Annotated in this window: 18 protein-coding genes and 1 pseudogene; 10 read left to right on the forward strand and 9 right to left on the reverse strand. The window is 72.5% G+C overall.

Annotation, left to right across the window (positions count from 1 at the left end; translation table 11 throughout):
- Positions 1-6: 6 nt before the first annotated feature.
- The gene (locus ACZ7FF_RS02415) at positions 7-609 is read right to left on the reverse strand and encodes a hypothetical protein (protein WP_470808780.1); all 603 of its coding nucleotides are present in this window, start codon (positions 607-609) and stop codon (positions 7-9) included.
- A 299-nt stretch (positions 610-908) separates the two neighbouring features.
- On the opposite strand from ACZ7FF_RS02415, the pseudogene ACZ7FF_RS02420 reads away from it, so the two are divergent.
- From ACZ7FF_RS02420 to ACZ7FF_RS02430, 3 genes and pseudogenes are all read left to right on the forward strand, one after another.
- Positions 909-1,983: pseudogene (locus ACZ7FF_RS02420) on the forward strand (sialidase family protein).
- A 37-nt stretch (positions 1,984-2,020) separates the two neighbouring features.
- On the forward strand, positions 2,021-2,725 hold the full coding sequence (gene npdG, locus ACZ7FF_RS02425) for an NADPH-dependent F420 reductase (RefSeq protein WP_470808781.1): 705 nt from the start codon (positions 2,021-2,023) through the stop codon (positions 2,723-2,725).
- A gap of 64 nt (positions 2,726-2,789) precedes the next feature.
- Positions 2,790-2,978 carry a hypothetical protein gene (locus tag ACZ7FF_RS02430; protein WP_470808782.1) on the forward strand — a complete coding sequence of 63 codons (189 nt, stop codon included), beginning with the start codon at positions 2,790-2,792 and terminating at the stop codon, positions 2,976-2,978.
- Here the strand turns inward: ACZ7FF_RS02430 and ACZ7FF_RS02435 are convergent.
- On the reverse strand, positions 2,968-3,768 hold the full coding sequence (locus ACZ7FF_RS02435) for a site-2 protease family protein (RefSeq protein ID WP_470808784.1): 801 nt from the start codon (positions 3,766-3,768) through the stop codon (positions 2,968-2,970). The two genes, ACZ7FF_RS02430 and ACZ7FF_RS02435, sit on opposite strands and share 11 nt — an antisense overlap.
- 107 nt (positions 3,769-3,875) lie before the next feature.
- On the opposite strand from ACZ7FF_RS02435, the gene ACZ7FF_RS02440 reads away from it, so the two are divergent.
- Entirely contained in the window at positions 3,876-4,346 is a 471-nt protein-coding gene (locus ACZ7FF_RS02440) for a DUF6578 domain-containing protein (protein WP_470808786.1), read from the forward strand.
- A 14-nt stretch (positions 4,347-4,360) separates the two neighbouring features.
- A complete protein-coding gene (locus tag ACZ7FF_RS02445) occupies positions 4,361-7,618 on the forward strand; it encodes a BTAD domain-containing putative transcriptional regulator (protein WP_470808788.1) in 3,258 nt (1,085 codons plus the stop codon).
- A gap of 10 nt (positions 7,619-7,628) precedes the next feature.
- On the opposite strand, the gene ACZ7FF_RS02450 is transcribed toward ACZ7FF_RS02445, so the two are convergent.
- From ACZ7FF_RS02450 to panB, 3 genes are all read right to left on the reverse strand, one after another.
- Complete coding sequence (locus tag ACZ7FF_RS02450; protein WP_470808789.1) at positions 7,629-8,444, reverse strand: ABC transporter permease; 816 nt, start codon at positions 8,442-8,444, stop codon at positions 7,629-7,631.
- Positions 8,441-9,466 carry an ATP-binding cassette domain-containing protein gene (locus ACZ7FF_RS02455; protein ID WP_470808791.1) on the reverse strand — a complete coding sequence of 342 codons (1,026 nt, stop codon included), beginning with the start codon at positions 9,464-9,466 and terminating at the stop codon, positions 8,441-8,443. The genes ACZ7FF_RS02450 and ACZ7FF_RS02455 overlap by 4 nt, the downstream gene beginning before the upstream one ends.
- A 167-nt stretch (positions 9,467-9,633) precedes the next feature.
- Positions 9,634-10,500 carry a 3-methyl-2-oxobutanoate hydroxymethyltransferase gene (gene panB, locus ACZ7FF_RS02460; protein ID WP_470808792.1) on the reverse strand — a complete coding sequence of 289 codons (867 nt, stop codon included), beginning with the start codon at positions 10,498-10,500 and terminating at the stop codon, positions 9,634-9,636.
- A gap of 201 nt (positions 10,501-10,701) precedes the next feature.
- Between panB and ACZ7FF_RS02465 the strand changes: the two genes are divergently transcribed.
- From ACZ7FF_RS02465 to ACZ7FF_RS02480, 4 genes are all read left to right on the forward strand, one after another.
- Complete coding sequence (locus ACZ7FF_RS02465; protein WP_470808793.1) at positions 10,702-12,288, forward strand: MFS transporter; 1,587 nt, start codon at positions 10,702-10,704, stop codon at positions 12,286-12,288.
- A gap of 74 nt (positions 12,289-12,362) precedes the next feature.
- Positions 12,363-12,992 (forward strand): TetR/AcrR family transcriptional regulator, encoded by a 630-nt coding sequence (locus ACZ7FF_RS02470; RefSeq protein ID WP_470808794.1) that lies wholly within the window; start codon positions 12,363-12,365, stop codon positions 12,990-12,992.
- A gap of 189 nt (positions 12,993-13,181) precedes the next feature.
- Positions 13,182-14,231, forward strand: a complete 1,050-nt coding sequence (locus tag ACZ7FF_RS02475; protein WP_470808795.1) for an endonuclease/exonuclease/phosphatase family protein — start codon at positions 13,182-13,184, stop codon at positions 14,229-14,231.
- 92 nt (positions 14,232-14,323) lie between these two features.
- Positions 14,324-15,538, forward strand: coding sequence for an MFS transporter (locus ACZ7FF_RS02480; protein WP_470808796.1), 1,215 nt, complete (start codon positions 14,324-14,326; stop codon positions 15,536-15,538).
- 105 nt (positions 15,539-15,643) lie between these two features.
- On the opposite strand, the gene ACZ7FF_RS02485 is transcribed toward ACZ7FF_RS02480, so the two are convergent.
- The 3 genes from ACZ7FF_RS02485 to ACZ7FF_RS02495 all read right to left on the reverse strand — a co-directional run bounded on the left by ACZ7FF_RS02485 (position 15,644) and on the right by ACZ7FF_RS02495 (position 19,124).
- Positions 15,644-17,584, reverse strand: coding sequence for a S53 family peptidase (locus ACZ7FF_RS02485; protein WP_470808798.1), 1,941 nt, complete (start codon positions 17,582-17,584; stop codon positions 15,644-15,646).
- 230 nt (positions 17,585-17,814) lie between these two features.
- Entirely contained in the window at positions 17,815-18,450 is a 636-nt protein-coding gene (locus ACZ7FF_RS02490) for a DUF305 domain-containing protein (protein WP_470808799.1), read from the reverse strand.
- Positions 18,450-19,124, reverse strand: coding sequence for a DUF3105 domain-containing protein (locus tag ACZ7FF_RS02495; protein WP_470808800.1), 675 nt, complete (start codon positions 19,122-19,124; stop codon positions 18,450-18,452). Before ACZ7FF_RS02495 ends, ACZ7FF_RS02490 begins: the two co-directional genes overlap by 1 nt.
- 149 nt (positions 19,125-19,273) lie before the next feature.
- Between ACZ7FF_RS02495 and ACZ7FF_RS02500 the strand changes: the two genes are divergently transcribed.
- Positions 19,274-19,720, forward strand: a complete 447-nt coding sequence (locus ACZ7FF_RS02500) for an RrF2 family transcriptional regulator (protein ID WP_470808802.1) — start codon at positions 19,274-19,276, stop codon at positions 19,718-19,720.
- 163 nt (positions 19,721-19,883) lie between these two features.
- Here the strand turns inward: ACZ7FF_RS02500 and ACZ7FF_RS02505 are convergent, their stop codons facing one another.
- Positions 19,884-21,068 (reverse strand): globin domain-containing protein, encoded by a 1,185-nt coding sequence (locus tag ACZ7FF_RS02505; protein ID WP_470808803.1) that lies wholly within the window; start codon positions 21,066-21,068, stop codon positions 19,884-19,886.
- Between the last annotated feature and the right edge of the window lie 143 nt (positions 21,069-21,211).

Consider the following 21,211-nt stretch of genomic DNA (forward strand, 5'->3'; position numbering starts at 1 on the left):
GGCGGGTCACCAGGGCGCGGGCGGCGGTGCCGTCAGGATCTCCGCCAGCCTGGACAGGCGGTCCCGGAAGCTTCGCCGGACCCGCGGGGAGCCCCCGCCCACGTTCTCGCCCGCCGCCGCGCTGACCAGGTGCTGCACGCTGTCCAGGTCCAGCTCCGCCCCCTCGGGCACGGGAAGGGTGTCGTGCGCCATGGCGGCCAGCTCGCCCCCGCCGGCGCCCAGCGCCAGCACCGTCACCCCGGCACGCCGGGCCGAGTGCACGTGCTCCAGCAGCGGCGCGGGTTCCTCGGGAGCCACGACCAGCAGCGTCTCCCCGCGCCGCGCCGCCGCGATCCGGCCGGGCCCGACGGCCAGGTGCGCGGGGTCGGAGGGCCGCGCGTGGTGCCGGACCAGTGTCGGCGCCAGCTCCGGCGTACCCGACCACGCGGCCTCGTCCACCAGGTGCGCCGCCAGGTGCCACGGCTCGTACTCGGGCGTGCCCACCAGCAGCAGCCCGCCCCCGTGCGCCACCACCGATCCGCGCAGCACCCCCGCGAACCTCCGGGTGGCACCCAGCCACTCCGTCCCGGCGAGCACTTCCCGCAGCAGCGCGACCCGTACGGCGTCCATGGGCCCGCATCCTGCCGCAACCGGCCACTCGTGACGCGGAGTTCACCCCGAATTCGCCCAACCTGGGGATGAAGACGGCTCCGTCCCCGCACTCGGGGATCCGCATCCGGGGATCCGAATCCGGGGATCCGAACCCGGGGACCCGCATCCGGGGATCCGAACCCGGGGATCCGAACCCGGGGATCCGAACCCGGAACCCCCACCCGCAGACTCGAACCCGGGATCCGCACCCGGACCCGAACTCGGGATCCGCACCCGGGACCCGCACCCGGGACCCGCACCCGTGAGGAGCCGCCTCCATGACCGAGGTGACCGTCCCCTTCCGCGCCGGCCGGGAGGGATACGCCAGTTTCCGGATCCCGGCCGTCGTCGCCACCGGCTCCGGTGCCCTCCTCGCCTTCTGCGAGGGCCGGGCCGGATCCGCCGCCGACCACGGGCACATCGACATCGTGCTGAAGCGGTCCACGGACGGCGGCCGCACCTGGGGCCCGCTCCAGGTCGCCGCGGGCAACGGGACCGGCCTCGCCGGCAACCCCGCCCCCGTCGTCCTCGACACCGGCCGGATCCTGCTGGTCCACGTCCGGGCCGCCGCATCCGCCACCGAGGCCGGCATCGTGCGCGGCCGGGTCCCGGAGGCCGACGGGCGCCGGGTGTGGGTGGTGCACAGCGACGACGAGGGGGCGAGCTGGTCCGCACCGCGGGAGATCACCGCGCAGGTGAAGCGGCCCGGCTGGCGCTGGTACGCCACCACCCCCGGGCACGCCCTGCAGCTGAGCGGCGGACGGGTCCTCGTACCGGCCAACCACACCCTGCCGCCCACCGGCACCGACACCGGCGCCGAGGCGAGGTACAACGGCGGCCACTGCCTGCTCAGCGACGACCGCGGCGAGAGCTGGTACCTCGGCTACCTGGACGAGAACACCGACGGCCGCGTCAACCCCAACGAGACCACCGCCGCCGAACTCCCCGACGGGCGGGTCTACTTCAACACCCGCAACGACTCCCCCTCGCCCGGGAACCGCGCCGACGCCCACTCCGCGGACGGCGGGCGGACCCTCGTCGAACCCTTCCGGCCGCAGACCGGGCTGACCGCGCCGGTCTGCGAGGCCTCCGTCCTGCAACTGCGCGACCCCGACCTGCTGCTGTTCTCCGCCCCGGCCGACCCCGCCGCCCGCGCCCTCATGACCGTCCGCGCCTCCCGCGACGGCGGCACCACCTGGCGCGCCGCGTACACCGCCGACGGACTGCCCGCCGCCTACTCCGACCTGGTCCGCGTCGACCCGGACACGGTCGGACTCCTCTTACGAGACCGGTGACTTCGGCGCCTACGAGACCATCGCCTTCCGCAGGGTGCCCGTGCGGCTTCTCACCTGAGCCGGTGCCGCCCCCGGCACGGACGTAGAGTCGCACCATGACCTCTACCGACAGCGCACAGAAGGCCCCCGCCAAGGACCCCTGGGACCTGCCCGACGTCTCCGGGTACGTCGTCGGCGTGCTCGGCGGCACCGGACCGCAGGGCAAGGGCCTCGCCTACCGGCTCGCCCGGGCCGGGCAGAAGGTGATCATCGGCTCCCGGTCCGCCGACCGCGCCCGGGCCGCCGCGGACGAACTCGGCCACGGAGTCGAGGGCGCGGACAACGCCGAGGCCGCGCGCCGCAGCGACATCGTGATCGTCGCCGTACCGTGGGACGGGCACGGCGACACCCTGAAGTCGCTCGCCGCCGACCTGGCCGGCAAGCTCGTCGTGGACTGCGTCAACCCGCTCGGCTTCGACAAGAAGGGCGCCTACGCGCTCAAGCCGGAGGAGGGGAGCGCCGCCGAGCAGGCCGCTGCGCTGCTGCCGGACTCCCGGGTCGCCGCCGCCTTCCACCACCTGTCCGCCGTGCTGCTGCAGGACCCGGAGATCGACGAGATCGACACCGACGTGATGGTCCTCGGCGAGGAGCGGGCCGACGTGGAGATCGTCCAGGCGCTGGCCGGGCGCATCCCCGGGATGCGCGGCGTCTTCGCGGGCCGGCTGCGCAACGCCCACCAGGTCGAGTCGCTGGTCGCGAACCTGATCTCGGTCAACCGCCGCTACAAGGCACACGCAGGGCTCCGCGTCACCGACGTGTGAGCCGTCCCGGGCGATGGGGGACACTGGTCGTCGTAGCAGTGTCCCCCGACAGGAGCCACCCGTCATGCCCCGCATCGCCCTCTACACGCTCGTCGTGTGCGTGCTCTCCCTCGCCGCGGCCGTCGTCTCCTTCGTCCAGGGCAGCTGGCTGGGGATCGTCTGGGTGCTGCTGGCGGGCCTGTCGTCCAACATGACCTGGTACTACGTCAAGCGCGCCCGCACCGCCGCGCGGGGCGGGTCCGTCACGGGCTGACCAGGCAGCCCTCCGGGGTGCCCCGCCAGAAGCGGTACAGGGCCTCGCCGCAGGCACGCTGGTCGACGGTGATGCCCAGGCCGTCGAGAATGCCGTCGATCATGTGGAAGAACGCGATGTTGACGGACGGCAGCCACAGCAGCGCGAACACGAACATCAGGCCGAACGGCGCGAACGGCTCCACCTGGCGCTTCACCCCGCGCGACAGCCACGGCTCCAGCACGCCGTAGCCGTCCAGGCCCGGCACCGGCAGGAAGTTCAGGATCGCCGCCGTCACCTGAAGCAGCGCCAGGAACGCCAGCGCGTCCCGGAAGCCGGGGGGCACGCCGTCCAGTGCGTGCAGCCAGAACGGCGCGGTGCACACCGCCGCGAACACCGCGTTCGTCAGCGGGCCCACCGCCGAGATCAGGCTGTGCCGCCAGCGGCCCCTGATCCGGCTCCGGTCGATGAACACCGCACCGCCCGGCAGCCCGATCCCGCCCATGATCACGAACAGCAGCGGGAGCCCGATGCTCAGCAGCGCGTGCGTGTACCTCAGCGGGTTCAGCGTGAGGTAGCCCTTCGCGCCGATCGTGATGTCCCCGCTGTGCAGCGCCGTGCGCGCGTGCGCGTACTCGTGCAGGCACAGGGAGACGACCCAGGCCGCGGTCACGAACAGGAACACCGCGATGCCCGGCCGGGCCGCGTACCCCGTCCAGGTGGCCCAGCCCGTCACCGCCGTCACGGCCAGGATCCCGAGGAACACGGGACTGATCCGCCGGTCGCTCCGGCGGGTGGTGACGGTGCTCATCGGCAGGCTCCTGGGGCTGCGAGGGGGCGCGTGAGGATCCGCGAGGACCCGAGAGGATACGGGGAAAACGTCTCGCGGTCGCCCCCGGGTTCCGGGAGGGTGGGGGAATGACACGGATGAGGGTGTTCTACGAGCACTGGCAGCTGGGATGCTGCGGGGCGCCCTTCGCCGTGGGCGACGAGGTGGCCTGGAAGCTGGTCGCCTACGACGAGCGGGACCTGCGGGAGAACACCGGGTACGGCGCGGCGGCGTGGGTGGAGAACCACGGCGGCCTGGACCGGGAGACCACCGGACGCGTCCTCGCCGTCGACCTGGTGCACCAGGAGTACACCGTCCACCCGGCCGCCCCCGCCCTCGCCGGGCCGGAAGGGGGAGTCGTCCTGCGGGCCTCGGGGCGCGCCCTCGAACCGGTGCCCGGAGCCGTCACGCTCCAGCCCGCCGCCGACTGCCCGCGATGGTTCGCGGAGGTGGACCTCGGCACGGTGGACGGCTCCCGGCGGATCCGCGGCACCCGGGGCGCCCTCGTCACCCTGGACGTTCCGGACGGCGCGCCGCCGCAACCCGGTGACCTCCCCTGACCGCTCCGGAGACAATGGATCCCGTGCGCTATCGCCTCCTCGGTCCCACCCAGGCGCTCCGCCCCGACGGCACGGCCGTCCCGGTCGGCGGGGCGCGGCTGCGTGCCCTGCTCAGCGTGCTGGCACTGCGGGCCGGACGGACCGTACCCGTCGGCGTCCTCGTGGACGAGGTGTGGGGCGCCGACCCGCCCGCCGACGCCGCCGGCGCCCTCCAGGCCCTCGTCGGCCGGCTGCGCCGGACCCTCGGCCCGGACGCCGTCGCCTCCGCCGACGGCGGGTACCGCCTCGCCGCCCCGCCCGACGACGTCGACCTCGTCCGCTTCGACCGGCTGACCGGCGACGGCCTGAGCGCCGTCGCCGACGGCGACCCGGCCAAGGCCGCCGCCGTCCTCGACGACGCCCTCGCGCTGTGGCGCGGCCCCGCACTCGCCGACCTGCCCGGCCACACCGCCGAGGCGGCCCGCTGGGAGACCCGCCGCCTGGACGCCCTGCGCGCCCGGCACACGGCGGCCCTCGCCCTCGGCCACGCCGAGCAGTCCCTGCCCGAGCTGACCGCCCTGTGCGACGGCCACCCGCTGGACGAGCCGCTGCAGGCGCTGCGGCTGCGCGCCCTGCGCGACCTCGGCCGCACGGCCCAGGCGCTCGCCGCCTACGAGGACGTGCGCCGGCTGCTCGCCGACCGGCTCGGCTCCGATCCCGGCGCCGAGCTGCGCGCCCTGCACGCCGAACTGCTGGCCGCCGGGCCCCCGGAGCCGGGGCCGGGACCGGCCCTGGGCAACCTGCCCGCCCGGCTCACCTCCTTCGTCGGCCGGGAGGCCGACATCGCGGCCATCGGCGCGGACCTCGCCGCCGCCCGGCTGGTGACCCTGCTCGGGCCCGGCGGCGCCGGGAAGACCCGGCTGTCCCAGGAGGCCGCCGAGGCGGCCCGGCACAACGCCCGCGACGGGGTGTGGCTCGCCGAACTGGCCCCCGTGGACGATCCGGCCGCCGTGCCGCAGGCCGTGCTCACCGCGATCGGCGCCCGCGAGACCGTGCTGCACGGCGCGGGCGCGGAGAGCATGCGGGCGGTCGGCGACCGGCACGACGACCCCCTCGAACGGCTCGTGGAGCACTGCGCCCGGCGCCGGATGCTGATCATCCTCGACAACTGCGAGCACGTCATCGAGGCCGCCGCCCGCCTCGCCGAGCACCTGCTGGCCCGCTGCCCCGAGCTGACCGTCCTCGCCACCAGCCGCGAACCCCTGGGCGTCCCGGGGGAGTTGGTGCGGCCGGTGGAGCCGCTGCCCGAGCCGGTCGCGCTGCGGCTGCTCGCCGACCGGGGCGCGGCCGCCCGGCCCGGATTCCGCGTCGCGGACGATCCCGGGGCCTGCGCCGAGATCTGCCGGCGGCTCGACGGACTTCCCCTCGCGATCGAGCTGGCGGCCGCCCGGCTGCGGATGCTCGCTCCCCGCCAGATAGCCGACCGGCTCGACGACCGGTTCCGGCTGCTCACCTCCGGCAGCCGCACCGTGCTGCCCCGCCAGCAGACCCTGCGGGCCGTCGTGGACTGGTCCTGGGACCTGCTGGACGGCGGCGAACGGGACGTCCTCGCCCGGCTGTCCGTCTTCGCGGGCGGCTGCGACCTGGCCGCGGCCGAGGCCGTGTGCGGCCCGGCCGCCCTGGACGCGCTCGGCTCGCTCGTCGACAAGTCCCTGGTGGTGGCGGCCCCTTCGGCCGACGCGGGAATGCGCTACCGGCTCCTGGAGACCGTCGCCGAGTACGCCGGCGAACGGCTGGCGGAGGCCGGACGCCGCCCCGAGGCCGAGCGCGCCCATCTGACGTACTACCGCGAACTCGCCCGCACCACGGACCCGTTGCTGCGCGGCCCCGAGCAGCGCGCGGCCATCGACCGGTTCCAGCTGGAGTACGAGAACCTGCGCACCGCCCTGCGGCACGCCGTCGCGGCGGGCGACGAGCAGGAGGCGCTGTGCCTGGTGCTGTCCATGCTGTGGTTCTGGCAGATGCGCGACCAGCGCATCGAGACCCGCACCTGGTGCCAGGAGGCCATGGCGCTCGGCCCCGACCCGTTCGCCGAACCCGTCCGGCCCGCCGAACCGGTGTGGCGGCGCTGCACCGACGCCCCGCCCCCGTACGCGGGCGAGGTGCTGGCCGAGGCCCGGCGCGGTGTCCACCTGGCCCATCTCGCCTGCATGGACACCGAGCTGGAGGCCTGGCAGACCCCCGAGGCACAGGCCAAGATGCGGGCCATCACCCGGGCCTACGAGCCCGGCCTGCCGCAGGTCTGCCGCGCGCCCGGCATGCTGTGGTTCTTCGCCGTGATGCTGACCGGCGGCGTGGACATGATGCGGACGGTCATCGACGCCGGCGTACGGACCTGCCGGGAGACCCCCGGATTCGAGTGGGAACTGGCCGGGTCGCTGCAGATGCGCGCCAACATCTTCGCCAACCGCACCGCCTGGGCGGACAGCGCCGCCCGCGACGCGGACGAGTCGCTGGAGATCTACCGCGGCCTGGGCGATGCCTGGGGCACCGCCGAGGCGCTGTCCGCCCGCGGTGAGGCGCATGAACGTCTCGGCTCCTACCGGGAGGCCGCGGCCGACTACCGGGAGGCCCTCGAATGCGCCGAACGCCTCGGTGCCCGCGGGCAGATGGCCATCCTCCGGGCCCGCCTGGGCAGCGTGCTGATGGAGGCCGGGGAGACCGAGCGCGGTGAGCGGCTGCTCCGGGACGTCATCGCGGCCCAGGACGGCTCCCGCAACGAGGCGATGCCCTTCGCCCGGCTGTTCCTCGCCTGCTGGCTCGGCCTGACCGACCGCACCACCGAGGCGCGTCGGCAACTGGTCCTGCTGCGGGAGGAGTTCACGATCTCGCACTTCGCCGTGTTCGACGTCATGATCCTCTCGCAGGAGGCCTGGCTGGACGCCCTCGACGGCCGGCCCGAGGACGCCCTGGAGCGGATCGCGCGGGCGCTGGGCCTCGCCCGCGACCCGTTGGTCACGGTCATCGCCCCGCAGACGGACTCCCTCTGCCTCGGCGTCGCGGCCATGGCCCTCGCCCGTCTCGACGGCGGCGGTCGCGCGGCCGACGCCGCCCGCTGTCTGGGCGCCGCCGACGCGCTGCTGCCGCCCGGCCACATCCCCTCGGGCGTCGAGCGCCGGTGCCACGACCTGGTCGAGGAGCGGATCAGGGAGTCCCTGGACGAGCCGGCCTACCGGGCCGCGTACACCGAAGGCGGCGGCCTCTCCCTCGTGGAGGCCACCGCCCTGGTCTGAGCCGTGAACGTCAGTTCTTGGTGCGGAACTTGTGGATGGCGACCGGTCCCATGACCGCCGTGATCGCCACCGACCAGCCGATCGTGACCCACAGGTCGTGCGCGACCGGGCCGCCCACCATCAGCCCGCGGGCCGCGTCGGCGAGCGTGGACAGCGGGTTGTAGTCGGTGAAGTGCTGCAGCCAGCCCGGCATCGACCTCGTCGGCGCGAAGATCGAGGAGCCGAACTGCAGCGGGAACAGCACCAGGAAGCCCATCGCCTGCACGGACTGCGCGTTCTTCAGGATCACACCGAGGGTGAGGAACACCCACATGATCGAGGAGGCGAACAGCGCGGACAGGCCCACGGTGGCGAACAGGCCGGGCCAGCTGGTGATGTGGAACCCGACCAGCACGGCGACGACCATCAGCACGGCCGTGGCGAACAGCATCCGCCCCAGCTCCACGGCGATCTTCGCGAACAGCACCGAGCCGCGCCCGATCGGCAGCGATCGGAACCGGTCCATCACACCGCTGTTGAAGTCCTGGCTGAAGCCGGTGCCGACGCCCTGGGACAGGGTCATGCTCATCATGGCGATCATGCCGGGGATGACGTACTGCACGTACTGCCCCTGGCCGCCGCCGAGCGCCTGGCCGATCGAGCCGCCGAAGACGTACACGAACAGCAGGGTGAAGACGACCGGCATCAGCAGCGCGTCGAACATCGACTCCGGGTCCTGGCGGATCCACAGCAGGTTGCGCCGGATGAGGGCGCCGGTGTGCCGCAGGTGCCCGCGCAGCGGGATACGGGCGTCGGGGGTGGGGGCGGTGACGGCGGCGGCGCTCATACGGCGACCTCCTCGCGGGTTTCGGCGGGCGTGGTGTCCTGCGGGGCACCGGCGCGGTGGCCGGTGAGGGACAGGAAGACCTCGTCCAGGCTGGGCAGTTCGGTGGTGATGGAGGAGAGCGTGATGCCGCGCGCGGTGACCGCGCCGACGACGGCCGTCAGCTGCTCGTCGCTGAGGATCGGCACCAGCAGGGTCCCGGACTCGTGGTCCACGGTGGTGGCCGCCAGGCCGGTGATGCCCAGCTCGTCCAGCATGCCGGCGAGCGGGCGCAGCTCCAGCGGGTCGGCCGGGCGCACGCGCAGGGTGCGCCCGCCCACCCGGGCCTTCAGCTCCTCGATCCCGCCGCCCGCGATCACCTTGCCGCGGTCCACCACGGTCAGCTCGGAGGCGAGCTGCTCGGCCTCCTCCATGTACTGGGTGGTGAGCAGCACGGTGACGCCCTCGCCGACCATCGCCTTCACCTCGTCCCACACCTCGTTGCGGGTGCGGGGGTCGAGGCCGGTCGTCGGCTCGTCCAGGTAGAGCACGGCGGGCCGCCCGATCATGGAGGCGGCGAGGTCGAGGCGGCGCCGCATACCGCCGGAGTAGGTGCTCGCGGGCCGCTTGGCCGCCTCCGTGAGCGAGAACCGCTCCAGCAGCTCGTCGGCGCGGGCGCGGGAGTCCTTGCGGGACAGGTCGAGCAGCCGCCCGATCATGTACAGGTTCTCCCAGCCCGGCAGCTTCTCGTCCACCGAGGCGTACTGCCCGGTCAGGCCTATCACCCGGCGCAGCTGCCGGGGCTGCCGTACGACGTCGTAGCCGGCCACGGTGGCCCGGCCGGAGTCCGGGGTGATCAGGGTGGACAGGATCCGTACGAGGGTGGTCTTGCCGGCGCCGTTCGGCCCGAGCACGCCCATCACGGTGCCCTCGCGCACGTCCAGGTCGACCCCGTCCAGGGCCTTGGTCTCGCCGTAGTGCTTGACCAGTCCCCGTACCGTCACGGCGTGGCGTCCGCCGGCGGGGTTGTCGTCGATTCGCGTCATGGCCAAGACAGTGCCAGGCCCCACCGACAAACCACCGACAGGCCGCCGACGCCCACCGACAGGGCGCCTGCGGGCCCCGTACACACCCGTACACAGGGGCAGCCCCGCTGACGGGGGAAGATCAGCGGGGCTGCCGGGGTGTTGCCGCAGTGGCTCGGTGGCCGTGCCTAGTGGACGGAGTGCTCCTCCAGCGGGAAGGTCCCGCCGACGACGTCCTCGGCGAACTCCTTCACCGCGTCGCCCATGACCTCACGCAGATTCGCGTACTTCTTGACGAACTTGGGCACGCGGCCGCCGGTCAGGCCCAGCATGTCGGTCCACACCAGCACCTGCGCGTCCGTCTGCGGACCGGCGCCGATCCCGACGGTCGGGATCTGCAGCACCCGCGTCACCTCGGCCGCCAGCTCGGCCGGCACCAGTTCGAGGACGACCGCGAAGGCGCCCGCGTCCTGCACGGCCTTCGCGTCCCGCAGCAGCTGCGCCGCGGCCTCCTCGCCCCGGCCCTGCACGCGGTAGCCCATCGCGTTGACGGACTGCGGGGTGAGGCCGATGTGGGCCATGACCGGGATGCCGGACTCCACCAGGAGCCGGATCTGCTCGTGCGAGCGCTCGCCGCCCTCCAGCTTGACGGCGCCCACGCCCGCCTCCTTCACCAGCCGGGTCGCCGAGCGCAGCGCCTGCACCGGGCCCTCCTGGTAGGAGCCGAAGGGGAGGTCCCCGACGATCATGGCGCGCTGGGTGCCGCGCACGACCGCGGCGGACAGCACGGCCATCTCGTCGAGGGTGACGGGCACGGTCGTCTCGTACCCGAGGTGGCAGTTGCCCGCCGAGTCGCCGACGAGGAGCACCGGGATCCCGGCCTCGTCGAACACGGACGCGGTCATCGCGTCGTAGGCGGTGAGCATGGGCCACTTCTCGCCCCGCTCCTTGGCGAGGGCGATGTCGCGCACGGTGATGCGGCGGGTGCCCTTCCCCCCGTACAGCGCCTTGCTGCCGTCGGAAGGCTTGTTCTGGGCAGCCGAAAGCTGCGTCATGGCAACGGCTCCTTCAGTCATCTCGAGGCGCCCTGACGGCGTCCCCGGATCGTCTCCATGGTGGCACCTCGTGCCATTCAGGGCCAGAGGTGCCCCCTGTGATCCCTTCCGTGTCCGATCGATCCCCGGTTGTGTAAGGCCTGAGTAAAGAAGATAAGATACGAGACGGTTCCGTATCGGAATGGCCGTAGGCTCGGACGCATGACAACCTCCGTCCCTGCCTCCCGAATACCGGAAGCGGTGCACCGGCGCCGCTGGGCGATCCTCGGCGTCCTGATGCTGAGCCTGCTCATCGTGGTGCTCGACAACTCGATCCTGAACGTCGCGATCAAGACCATCTCCACCCCGGCCCCGACCGGCCTCGGCGCCACCCAGAGCCAGATCGAGTGGGCGATCAACGCCTACACCCTGGTCTTCGCCGGCCTGCTGTTCACCGCGGGTCTCGTCGGCGACCGCCTCGGCCGCAAGAAGGTGCTGCTCGGCGGCATCGCCGTGTTCGGCATCGGCTCGGCCCTGGCCGCCGAGTCCGGCTCCCCGGGCCAGCTGATCGCCTACCGGGCCCTGATGGCCCTCGGCGCCGCCTTCGTCATGCCCGCCACCCTCGCCGTGCTGATGAACGTCTTCGAGCGCGAGGAGCAGCCCAAGGCCATCGGCATCTGGGCCGGCGGCGTCGGCCTCGCCATCGCCATCGGCCCGATCACCGGCGGCGCGCTCCTCGACCACTTCTGGTGGGGCTCGGTCTTCTTCGTCAACGTGCCGATCGTGATCGTCGCGCTGGTGCTGATGCTGTGGCTGGTGCCCGACTCCCGCGACCCGAACCCGGGCCGCCTCGACCCGATCGGCGTGGTCCTGTCCGTCGTCGGCCTGGTGCTGCTGGTCTACGGCATCATCAAGGGCGGCCAGCTGGCCGACTTCACCGACGCCAAGGTGCTGGCGACGAGCATCGCCGGTCTCGTCGTCCTCGCCGCCTTCGTCGTCTACGAGAAGCGCAGCGACCACCCGTCGCTGGACGTCACCTACTTCAAGAACAAGGTGTTCTCGGCCGCCATGGCCGCCATCGCGCTGGTCTTCTTCGCACTGATGGGCGTCACTTTCTTCTCGGTCTTCTACATGCAGAGCGTGCGGGGCTACTCGCCGCTGCAGTCCGGCCTGATGATGCTGCCGCTGGCCGCCGCTCAGATGATCTTCGCGCCGCGCGCCCGCCTGGTGGTCGAGCGGTTCGGCAACAAGGCCACGACCACCGTGGGCCTCGTGGTGATCGCCGCCACCCTGGCCGCGTTCGCCACCTTCGAGGCCGACACGCCCATCTGGCTGCTGGAGGTCGTCTTCTTCCTGATGGGCACCGGAATGGCGCACATCATGACGCCGACCTCCGTCGTCATCATGCAGGCCCTGCCGCGTGAGAAGGCCGGCTCGGCCTCCGCCCTCAGCAACACCTTCCGCCAGGTCGGCGGCGCCCTCGGCATCGCCGTCCTCGGCTCGGTGCTCGCCACCGCCTACCGCAACGGCATCGAGGGCAAGCTCGGCCTGCTGCCGCCCGCGCTGCGCGACAAGGCCGGCGAGTCCATCGAGGCCACCCTCGGCATCGCCGGGAAGCTCGGCCCGCAGGGCAGGGCCCTGGTCACCCCCGCCGACGACGCCTTCCTGCACGCGATGCATGTCACCGCCCTGTGCGGCACGGGCGTGGCGCTGATCGGCGCGGTCGTGACGGCCCTGTTCCTGCCGGGCAGCCGGCCGGCCGGCCAGGAGGGTAAGAAGGAACCGGAGTTGGTGGCCGCTTCGGACTGAGTCCGTGGCGGCTCCACGGGGGAAGGAGGCGGCTGCGGGAGAATTCCCGCAGCACAGCGAGAGGACGGATTGACGTGAGCCTTGCCGACAGCCGGCCGCGCCCGGCCGGTCCCGCACGGGGCCGGCCCCGCAGCGAGGCCGTGGAACAGGCCATCCTGGAAGGCGTGATGCGGCTCCTGGAGGAAGGCGTACCCCTCGCCGAACTCTCCATCGAGCGCATCGCCCGCACCGCCGGGGTCGGCAAGGCCACCATCTACCGCCGCTGGAGCGGCAAGGAGGAGCTGTTCGTCGACGTCATGCGCGCCGCCGAACCCGCCGACCCCGAACTCCCCGGCACCTCCATGCGCGACGACCTGGTCGTCCTGCTGGAGACCCTGCGCCAACGCGGCCTGATGAGCCGCTCGTCGGCGATCCTGCACAACGTCTACGTGCAGATGAAGTCCAGCCCCAAGATCTGGACGGCGTACCACGCCGCGGTGGTCGCGCCCCGGCGCGCCCTCGGCCTGGAGGTGCTGCGCCGCGGACAGCACGACGGCGAACTGCGCACCGACATCGACCTGGAACTGGCGAACGACATGTTCGTCGGCGCCATGCTCGTCCGCACCGTCATGCGCCCGGACGCCGATCTGCCCGAGGGCCTGTCGGAACAGATCGTGGACACCGTCCTGGCCGGCCTACGCCCCGTCAGCTCGACAGTCGCGTAGCACTAATGTGCACGTTTCGTCACAGACACGGTCCACCGCGGGGCTAACCGGAACTCCGGGCCCCGCCTCGTTCGTCCTCGTCTTCCGTACGGCCGTCATGGGACGGCGAGATCGGAGCCGATCATCCCCTAGGGTCGGAACAGCACGGGGGATCGAACGGCGTGCACGGTAGGCAGTGAGGCAGACGGTATGGCGCAGCAGGCGTACATGACGGAGACGGACCATGGCGGCTCGGGGCCCGAGCGACCCGGATCCCGGCTTCGGCGCCTGGTGCACAGACTGCTGGACGGCTGGCGGGGCGACTCGCGCATCTGGCGCCGCGGCATCGTGCTCGCCGTGCTGGCGCTGCTGCTCGCCCTGGTGATGCTGATGCACTCGCACGTGCCCAACACCCTGGGCAACCTGGGCAGCCTCACCGAGACGTTCCTGCCCTGGCTGGGCCTGGCCGTCCCCGTGCTGCTCGGGCTCGCGCTGCTGCGCAGGTCGGCGACCGCGCTCATCGCCGTGATCCTCCCGGCGGTCGTCTGGCTGAACCTGTTCGGCGGGCTGCTCAGCGACAAGTCGGCCGCCGGCGGCGACCTGATGGTGGCCACGCACAACGTCAACGCGGACAACCCCGACCCGGCCGCGACCGCCCGCGCCGTGGCCGGCTCGGGCGCCGACATCCTGGCCCTGGAGGAGATCCCCGGCTCCGCCGTACCCGTCTACGAGAAGGCGCTCGCACCGACCTACCGGCACCACGCGGTGGTCGGCACGGTCGGCCTGTGGAGCAAGTACCCGATGACCGACGTCCGGGCCGTCGACATCAAGCTGGGCTGGGAGCGGGCGATGCGCGCCACCGTGGCGACCCCCAAGGGCCCGATCGCGGTGTACGTCGCCCACATGCCCTCGGTGCGGGTGAAGCTGAAGGCCGGTTTCACCGCCCGGCAGCGGGACAAGAGCGCCGACGCGCTCGGCGACGCCATCGCGGACGAGCCCCTGAAGCGGGTCGTCCTCCTCGGCGACCTCAACGGCACCATGAACGACCGTTCGCTCAACGGCGTCACCTCCCAGCTGCGGTCCACCCAGGGCGCGGCCGGCAGCGGCTTCGGGTTCAGCTGGCCGGCGTCGTTCCCGATGGCGCGGATCGACCAGATCATGGTCAGGGGCGTGGCGCCGGAGAGCAGCTGGACCCTGCCGCGGACCGGCAGCGACCATCTGCCGGTGGCCGCCCGTGTGAACCTGGACACGCCCTCGTAACCTCGCGGAACAAAGGGTCTGAGAGACTTTGTTCCGAAGCTGAACATTAGCTGTCCGGAACTCCGCTCTCCCCCGAAAGGCACAGGCCCTTCATGCCCCTGGCCCTGCTCGCACTGGCCGTCGGCGCTTTTGGCATAGGTACCACCGAGTTCGTGATGATGGGGCTGCTCCCCGACGTCGCGCGCGACCTGCACGTCTCGATCCCCGCCGCGGGCCACCTGGTCTCGGCGTACGCGCTGGGCGTCGTCATCGGCGCCCCGCTGCTCGCCGCCCTCACCGCGCGGATGTCCCGCCGCACGGTCCTGATGGGCCTGATGGTGCTGTTCGTCGCGGGCAACGCGCTCTCCGCGCTCGCCCCCGGCTACGACTCCCTGCTCGCCGCCCGCTTCCTCAGCGGCCTGCCGCACGGCGCCTTCTTCGGCGTGGGCGCGGTCGTCGCCACCACCATGGTCCCGCCGGAGCGCAAGGCACGCTCGGTGTCCCTGATGTTCCTCGGCCTGACCGTCGCCAACGTCGCGGGCGTGCCCGTGGCCACGCTGACGGGCCAGGACCTGGGCTGGCGGGCGACCTTCCTCGGCGTGAGCGCGATCGGCCTGGCCGCCGTCGCCGCGCTGGCCCTCCTCGTCCCCCACGACCGGGCCGAGGCCCCCTCCACCGGCCTGCGCGGCGAACTGGCCGCGCTCAGGTCGCTGCCGGTCTGGCTGGCCCTCGGCACCACGGTGGCGGGCTTCGGCGCGCTCTTCGCGGCCTACAGCTACGTCACGCCCATGCTCACGGACTCCGCCGGCTTCGCCAGGACCGATGTGACGCTGCTCCTCGGGCTGTTCGGCGTGGGCGCGACGGCCGGCAACCTGCTGGGCGGCCGCCTGGCGGACCACGCGATGCGCGGCACGCTGTTCGGCGGGCTGGCCTCGCTGGCGGCCGTGCTCCTGCTCTTCCCCCTGCTGATGCGCGCGGAGTGGAGCGCGGCCCTGGGGGTCGCCCTGCTCGGCATGGCGGCGTTCGTCACCGGCTCCCCGCTCCAGCTGATGGTCATGGAGAAGGCCGCCGCGGCCCCGTCCCTCGCCTCCTCGGCCAACCAGGCCGCCTTCAACCTGGCCAACGCCGGCGGCGCCTGGATCGGCGGCCTGGCGCTCGCCGCGGGCTTCGGCGCGACCTCTCCCGCGGTCGCCGGCGCGGCCCTTGCCGTCCTCGGACTGGGCGTGGCCGGCGTGGCGTACGCGGTGGACCGGCGCCGCGAGATCGCCCACCTCGGCCGGGTGGTCGCCGCTCATGTCCCGCAGCAGGCGCGGACGTTCACCCGCTGAGGACCCGCCCGCGCTCCCGTCCGCACGACGAAGGGGCACCCGGTGTGCACCGGGTGCCCCTTCTCTGCGCTCAGCCCAGCGGCGGATCAGCCGATCCGCGCCGGCTCAGTGCTTGCCGTACGACTGGACGTAGCCGTCGGCGGGCGAACCCACGCCGGTGACGTCGTCGTAGCCCTTGACCGCGGACAGCGAGCTGTCCTTGCCGAGGCTGCGGACCGAGTACAGCAGGCCGCCGGAGGCGTCCAGGCCGTTGGCGAAGTCCACACGGGCGACCGCCAGGCCGGAGCCCGTCGGGTTGTCCGTGACGTCGTGGAAGACGCCCTTCTTGCCGTACTCGGCGTAGATCGCCGGGTTGGCGAAGCCGATCGCCTTGCCCTTGGCCTCTTCGGCCAGGGCCTGGATCGCGGCGATCGTCGGCGCGGCCAGCGAGGTGCCGCCGATGCGGTACTCGCTGTACTTCTGCGACCCGTCCGGGAAGGACTGGGTCTGGCCGACCAGGAAGCCGGTGTTCGGGTCGGCGATGGCCGAGATGTCCGGGACGACGCGGTTGCCGGCGGCGTTGTTGGCCTTGGCGAGCGAGTCCGGGACGATGCCCTTCTGGTAGTACGGCTCGGCGACCGTGCCGCTGGTGCCGCCGCCCGCGCCCGAGGTGAAGGCGCCGGGGAAGTTCGTCCAGCTCTTGCCGTCGGCCGACAGCGAGGCCTTCTCGGTGCCCCAGCCGGTCTCCCACTGGTACTTGTCGCCCTTGCCGACGGCCAGCGAGGTACCGCCGACCGCGGTCACCCACGCCGAGTTGGCCGGGGTGTCGACCTGCTTCGTACCGGTGTGGGCGACCTCGTCGCCGTTGTCACCGGAGGAGAAGTAGAAGCCGATGCCCTGGATCGCGCCCAGCTGGAAGACCTGGTCGTAGGCGGCCGCGAGGTCCGGCGTCTGGTTGGCCTCGATGTCGCCCCAGGAGTTGGAGACGATGTCGGCCAGGTGGTTGTCGACGACCTTGCTGAGCGAGTCGAGCAGGTCGTCGTCGTAGCAGGACGCGGCACCCACGTAGGTGACGTCGGCCTGCGGCGCCACGGCGTGGACGGCCTCGACGTCGAGGGTCTCCTCGCCGTACCAGCCGGCCGCGCCGCACTCCGTGGTCTTGGTGTAGCTGTTCGGCAGCGCCTGGTGCAGCTGGCTGGTCTTCCAGGCCGCGTCACCGTGCTTCAGCGCGTACTTGCCCGCGTCGTAGGCAATGGTCGGCGAGGCGTAGGCGTCGGTGATGGCGACGCGGACGCCCTTGCCGGTGTACTTGCCCGCGCCGTAGGCGGCGCGCAGCTGCTTGCCGGTGTAGCCCTTGATCGCGTACGGGATCTTCTGACCGTACGCGTCCGGCAGGGTGCTCGCGACGTTCGAGCCGTAGTACGAGGAGAACGGCCCGGCGTTCTTGAACACGGCGTCCGGCGGCGGCAGCTGGTCGTCGTGGTTCGCCTTGTGCGGGGCGCTGTCCAGACCGGTGACGGTCAGGATCGCGGACTTCAGGGCCGCCGGGACGGAGGCCGTCTGCGCCGGGGCGCGGTAGGTCTTCGAACCCTTGGCGAAGTTGTGCATCTGGGTGCCGAACGCCTTCTCGGCGGCGGCCACGTCACCGGAGACGGCGACGTAGTGCTGGGTGACCTCGGTGACCTTCAGGCCGGCCGAGCGCAGCCAGGACTTCACGGCGTCCACCTGGGCCTTGGTGGCTCCGAAGCGGGCCTGGGCGGTCTTGGCGCTCAGGTACTTGCCGTACTGCGGCGAGCTGGGGTCGGACACGGCCTTGGCATAGGCGGCGAGGCCCGCCGCGTCCTTGCCGGCCAGGTAGACCCGGGCGTTCACCTGGGCGCTGTTCGAGGTCGCGCCCTTGTCCGCCTTGGCCGTGGCCCAGAGCGGCTTGGTGCCCTTCAGTGCGTCTCGTGCGGGGCTGTCCGCGGCGTGTGCCGCGGGTATGCCCAGCGCCAGCGCGCCGGCGATCATGGGCAGTGTCGCTGCCATGCTCACACCGGCACGCATCGTGGCGCGGTTGGATCTCATAGAACCCCCTGCGATGCGGTTCGCATGCATGTAGTGGTAGGTGCCACGCGACTTGGCGCGCCGACCCGCGGCGGTTCGGCCGGCGAATGGATCACGTGATGGGGGCCACTCTTGCGATGAACCGTTCATGCCAGGGGAACGTGTTGGTCAAGAGAAGCTCAAGTAACCGTCAGCTAGGGAGAATTGCCCTTTTTGCCGTCACGGCCGCATAACGAAGCCTCACGAACTGTTCACGAACGGGGCTTGGCTCCGCGCTCCTTGAGCATCCCCGACATCACTTGCAGCTCCGACTGCTGCGCGTCGACCATGCCCTGCGCGAGCCGCTTCTCCACGCCGACCGTGCACGTGGCGACACAGCTCTCGGCCATGTGGATCCCGCCCTTGTGATGGTCCGTCATCAGCTGGAGGTAGAGGATCTCCGACTGCTTGCCGTTCAGGGTCTGGAGCCTCTTCAGCTCCGTGTTCGTCGCCATGCCCGGCATCAGGGAGCCGTCCCCGCGCTCGGGCATGTCGCCCATGCCCATCCAGGACATCGGCGGATCGGCCGACGTCTTCGGCAGGTTCCAGAGGTCCAGCCAGCCGAGCAGCATGCCGCGCTGGTTGGCCTGCGTCTGCGCGATGTCGTAGGCGAGCCGCCGCACTTCGGCGTTCTTCGTGCGGTCCCGGACGATGTACGACATCTCGACGGCCTGCTGGTGGTGCACGGCCATGTCCCGCGCGAAGCCGGCGTCCGCCGAGTTCGCGGCGGGCGTCCTCGTCCCGGAGCCGCCGCCCGGGCCCTCGGCGGCCGCGTAGGTGACCGCGCCGGCGGCGACGAGCACCGCCGCCGCGGCACCCGTGACCCAGCCGACGTGCTGCCTGCGCACTACATCGCCCCGCTGGTGCAGGGCGCGCCCGGCTCCGGCGTCTGCGGGCCCTGGACGTAGTCGGCGAAGAACTTGTTCACCTCGGGGTCCTTCGCGCTCTTCACGGTCACCTGGTGGCCCCACGCCGACAGCACCAGCGGCGCGGACTGGTTCTCGTACGGGCTCATCAGCGAGTACGACGTCTTCTTCACCTTGGCCGCGAGCGCGTCGACGTCCGCCTTGGCGGCCTTGGACGTGTACGTCACCCAGACAGCGCCGTGCTCCAGCGAGTGCACCGCGTTCTCGTCCTGCAGCGGCTTGGTGTAGACGGTGCCGTCACAGGTCGCCCAGACCGGGTTGTGGTTGCCGCCGACGGGCGGGTGCATGGGGTACGACACCTTCGTCGTCACGTGCGTCCGGGACAGCTTGCCCGTCCAGCTGCGCACTCCGTCCTTGCCGGTGGCCCAGTGCCCCGGGGCCCCGGGGTTCTTGCCGTCGGCGCTCGCCGTCGAGTCCTTCTTGCCGGACTGCGAGTTCACGAGGACCACACCGCCGACGACGAGCCCGGCGACGACCACCGCGGACGCGGCGACGACGAGCACCCGGCCCCGGCGCTCGCGGGCACGCTCGGCGCGCCGCATCTCCTCGATGCGCGCCTTGCGCGCCGCGTTGCTGCTGTTCTTGGCGGAACCCATGAGGTTGTTGTCCTTCTGGGGGAAATGACGGACAGGAGTGGGGCTCGCTGATCGTAGTGGGGGAGAGGGGGCCCTCCGTAGGGAGGGCGCGGCAAGGGCGCGGCAAAGGAAAAGTTGAACCCGGGATGCGCATTATCTAGGCTCGTGGTATGCGGCTGCTGCGTTCCACCGACCTCGCCCTGCGCGTCCTGATGCGACTGGCCGTCGCCGACCATGCCACGCCCACGACGCGGCAGGTGGCGGCGGACATGGACGTGCCCTACACGCATGCCGCGAAGGTCGTCGCCGAACTCCAGCACCTGGGCCTGGTCGACGCCCGGCGCGGCCGCGGCGGGGGACTCTCGCTCACCGGCCGGGGCCGCACGGCCTCGGTCGGCTCGGTGGTCCGCACCTTCGAGGGCGAGGGCGACGTCGTCGACTGCGAGGGCGCGACCCCCTGCCCCCTGAACTCCGGCTGCCGCCTGCGCGGCGCCCTGCGCAGGGCCCAGGAGGCCTTCTACGCGGCGCTCGACCCGGTCACGGTCTCGGACATCGTCACCGGCCCCACGGGCCCCCTCCTGCTGGGCATCGCCCGCGGCCCGGCCGGCGACGGCTGAGGTCTCCCGGCGCCGGGCGCGTCGACGCCCCCGCCGCAGCCGCGGGGGCGGCTGCCCCCGCGGTGCACGACGGACGCCCGCCGCACCGGTGGTGCGACGGGCGTCCGTCTCCGTTCCTCGCCTCCCTCCCCGGTTCGCTCTCCGGTTCGGGCGGCCGGGGTGCTCAGCCCTGGGCCAGCCACAGGTCGGGGCCGAAGACCTCGTAGTGGATGTCGGCCGGGGCGACACCCTTCTCGATCAGCTGGCCGCGGACCGCGCGCATGAAGGGGAGCGGGCCGCACAGGTACGCGCGCGTGCCGGGCTCCACGGTGACGCCGGACAGGTCGACCAGTCCGGTGCGGGTGCCGGGCTCGGCGTCGCGCTCGTAGAAGAAGTGCACGGAGGCGTCCGCGAGCTTGGCCGCGTAGGCCGCGTGGTCGTTGCGCAGGGCGTGGTCGGCGGGGGAGCGGTCGCCGTGCACCACGGTGACCGGGGCGCCGTGGCCGTCGGTGGCGAGCGCGCCCAGCATCGCGACCATCGGGGTCACGCCGATGCCCGCGGAGGCGAGCAGCAGGGGGCGGCCGGCGACCTCCTCCAGGACCAGGTCGCCGTACGGCTCCGACAGCTGGACCACGTCACCCACCCGCACGTGCGCGTGGAGGTGGTTGGAGACCTCGCCGTCGGGGGCGCCGGCGCCCTGCACACGCTTGACGCTGAACTGGCGCACCGTCTCGCCGTGGGCTCCGGAGAGGCTGTACTGCCGGGTCTGCCGGGCGCCGTCGGGCAGGGTCACGCCCACGGAGACGTACTGGCCCGCGCGGAAGTCGCGCACCGCGCCCCCGTCGACCGGGCGCAGCCGGAAGGTGACGACGTCGGCGGTCTCCTCGACGCGCTCCACGACCTCCCAGTCGCGCCGGCCGTCGGTGCCGCTCTCCTCGTACAGCCGCTTCTCGATGGCCATCAGCGCGTTGGCCATCAGCCAGTAGACCTCGTCCCAGGCGGCGGCGACCTCGGGCGTGACGGCCTCGCCGAGGACCTCGACGATGGCGGCGAAGAGGTGCTGGTGGACGACGTCGTACTGCTCCGGCGCGATGCCGAGCGAGGCGTGCTTGTGGGCGATCCGGTTCAGCATGGCGTCCGGCCGCTGCTCCGGGTGCTCCAGCAGGTGGGTGGCGAAGGCGGCGATGGAGCCCGCGAGCGCCTGCTTCTGCGCGCCGGAGGCCTGGTTGCCCCGGTTGAACAGGTCCCGCAGGAGCTCGGGGTGGGCGGCGAAGAGCCCGGCGTAGAAGCGCTCGGTGATCTCGCCTATCGCCGCGCCCACGGCGGGAAGGGTGGCGCGGACGGTGCCTGCGGACTGCTCGGTCAGCATCGGGACTCCTTGCAACTCGACTGATCCAAACGGTAGGAAAACTTGCATCTGAGATGCAAATTAAATGACCGTGGCGTCCCTCACGTCGGCACGAGACCGGCCATTACGGATGTCGGTCCGAGCAGGCAAGATGGGCGACAGAG

Source organism: Streptomyces sp. NPDC037126 (assembly GCF_055605965.1).

Coding starts and splice junctions, on each gene's coding strand:
- ACZ7FF_RS02415 (WP_470808780.1), bottom strand. CDS start 609: ATGGACGCCGTACGGGTCGCGCTGCTGCGGGAAGTGCTCGCCGGGACG.
- npdG (WP_470808781.1), top strand. CDS start 2,021: ATGACCTCTACCGACAGCGCACAGAAGGCCCCCGCCAAGGACCCCTGG.
- ACZ7FF_RS02430 (WP_470808782.1), top strand. CDS start 2,790: ATGCCCCGCATCGCCCTCTACACGCTCGTCGTGTGCGTGCTCTCCCTC.
- ACZ7FF_RS02435 (WP_470808784.1), bottom strand. CDS start 3,768: ATGAGCACCGTCACCACCCGCCGGAGCGACCGGCGGATCAGTCCCGTG.
- ACZ7FF_RS02440 (WP_470808786.1), top strand. CDS start 3,876: ATGACACGGATGAGGGTGTTCTACGAGCACTGGCAGCTGGGATGCTGC.
- ACZ7FF_RS02445 (WP_470808788.1), top strand. CDS start 4,361: ATGGATCCCGTGCGCTATCGCCTCCTCGGTCCCACCCAGGCGCTCCGC.
- ACZ7FF_RS02450 (WP_470808789.1), bottom strand. CDS start 8,444: ATGAGCGCCGCCGCCGTCACCGCCCCCACCCCCGACGCCCGTATCCCG.
- ACZ7FF_RS02455 (WP_470808791.1), bottom strand. CDS start 9,466: ATGACGCGAATCGACGACAACCCCGCCGGCGGACGCCACGCCGTGACG.
- panB (WP_470808792.1), bottom strand. CDS start 10,500: ATGACGCAGCTTTCGGCTGCCCAGAACAAGCCTTCCGACGGCAGCAAG.
- ACZ7FF_RS02465 (WP_470808793.1), top strand. CDS start 10,702: ATGACAACCTCCGTCCCTGCCTCCCGAATACCGGAAGCGGTGCACCGG.
- ACZ7FF_RS02475 (WP_470808795.1), top strand. CDS start 13,182: ATGGCGCAGCAGGCGTACATGACGGAGACGGACCATGGCGGCTCGGGG.
- ACZ7FF_RS02480 (WP_470808796.1), top strand. CDS start 14,324: ATGCCCCTGGCCCTGCTCGCACTGGCCGTCGGCGCTTTTGGCATAGGT.
- ACZ7FF_RS02485 (WP_470808798.1), bottom strand. CDS start 17,584: ATGAGATCCAACCGCGCCACGATGCGTGCCGGTGTGAGCATGGCAGCG.
- ACZ7FF_RS02495 (WP_470808800.1), bottom strand. CDS start 19,124: ATGGGTTCCGCCAAGAACAGCAGCAACGCGGCGCGCAAGGCGCGCATC.
- ACZ7FF_RS02500 (WP_470808802.1), top strand. CDS start 19,274: ATGCGGCTGCTGCGTTCCACCGACCTCGCCCTGCGCGTCCTGATGCGA.
- ACZ7FF_RS02505 (WP_470808803.1), bottom strand. CDS start 21,068: ATGCTGACCGAGCAGTCCGCAGGCACCGTCCGCGCCACCCTTCCCGCC.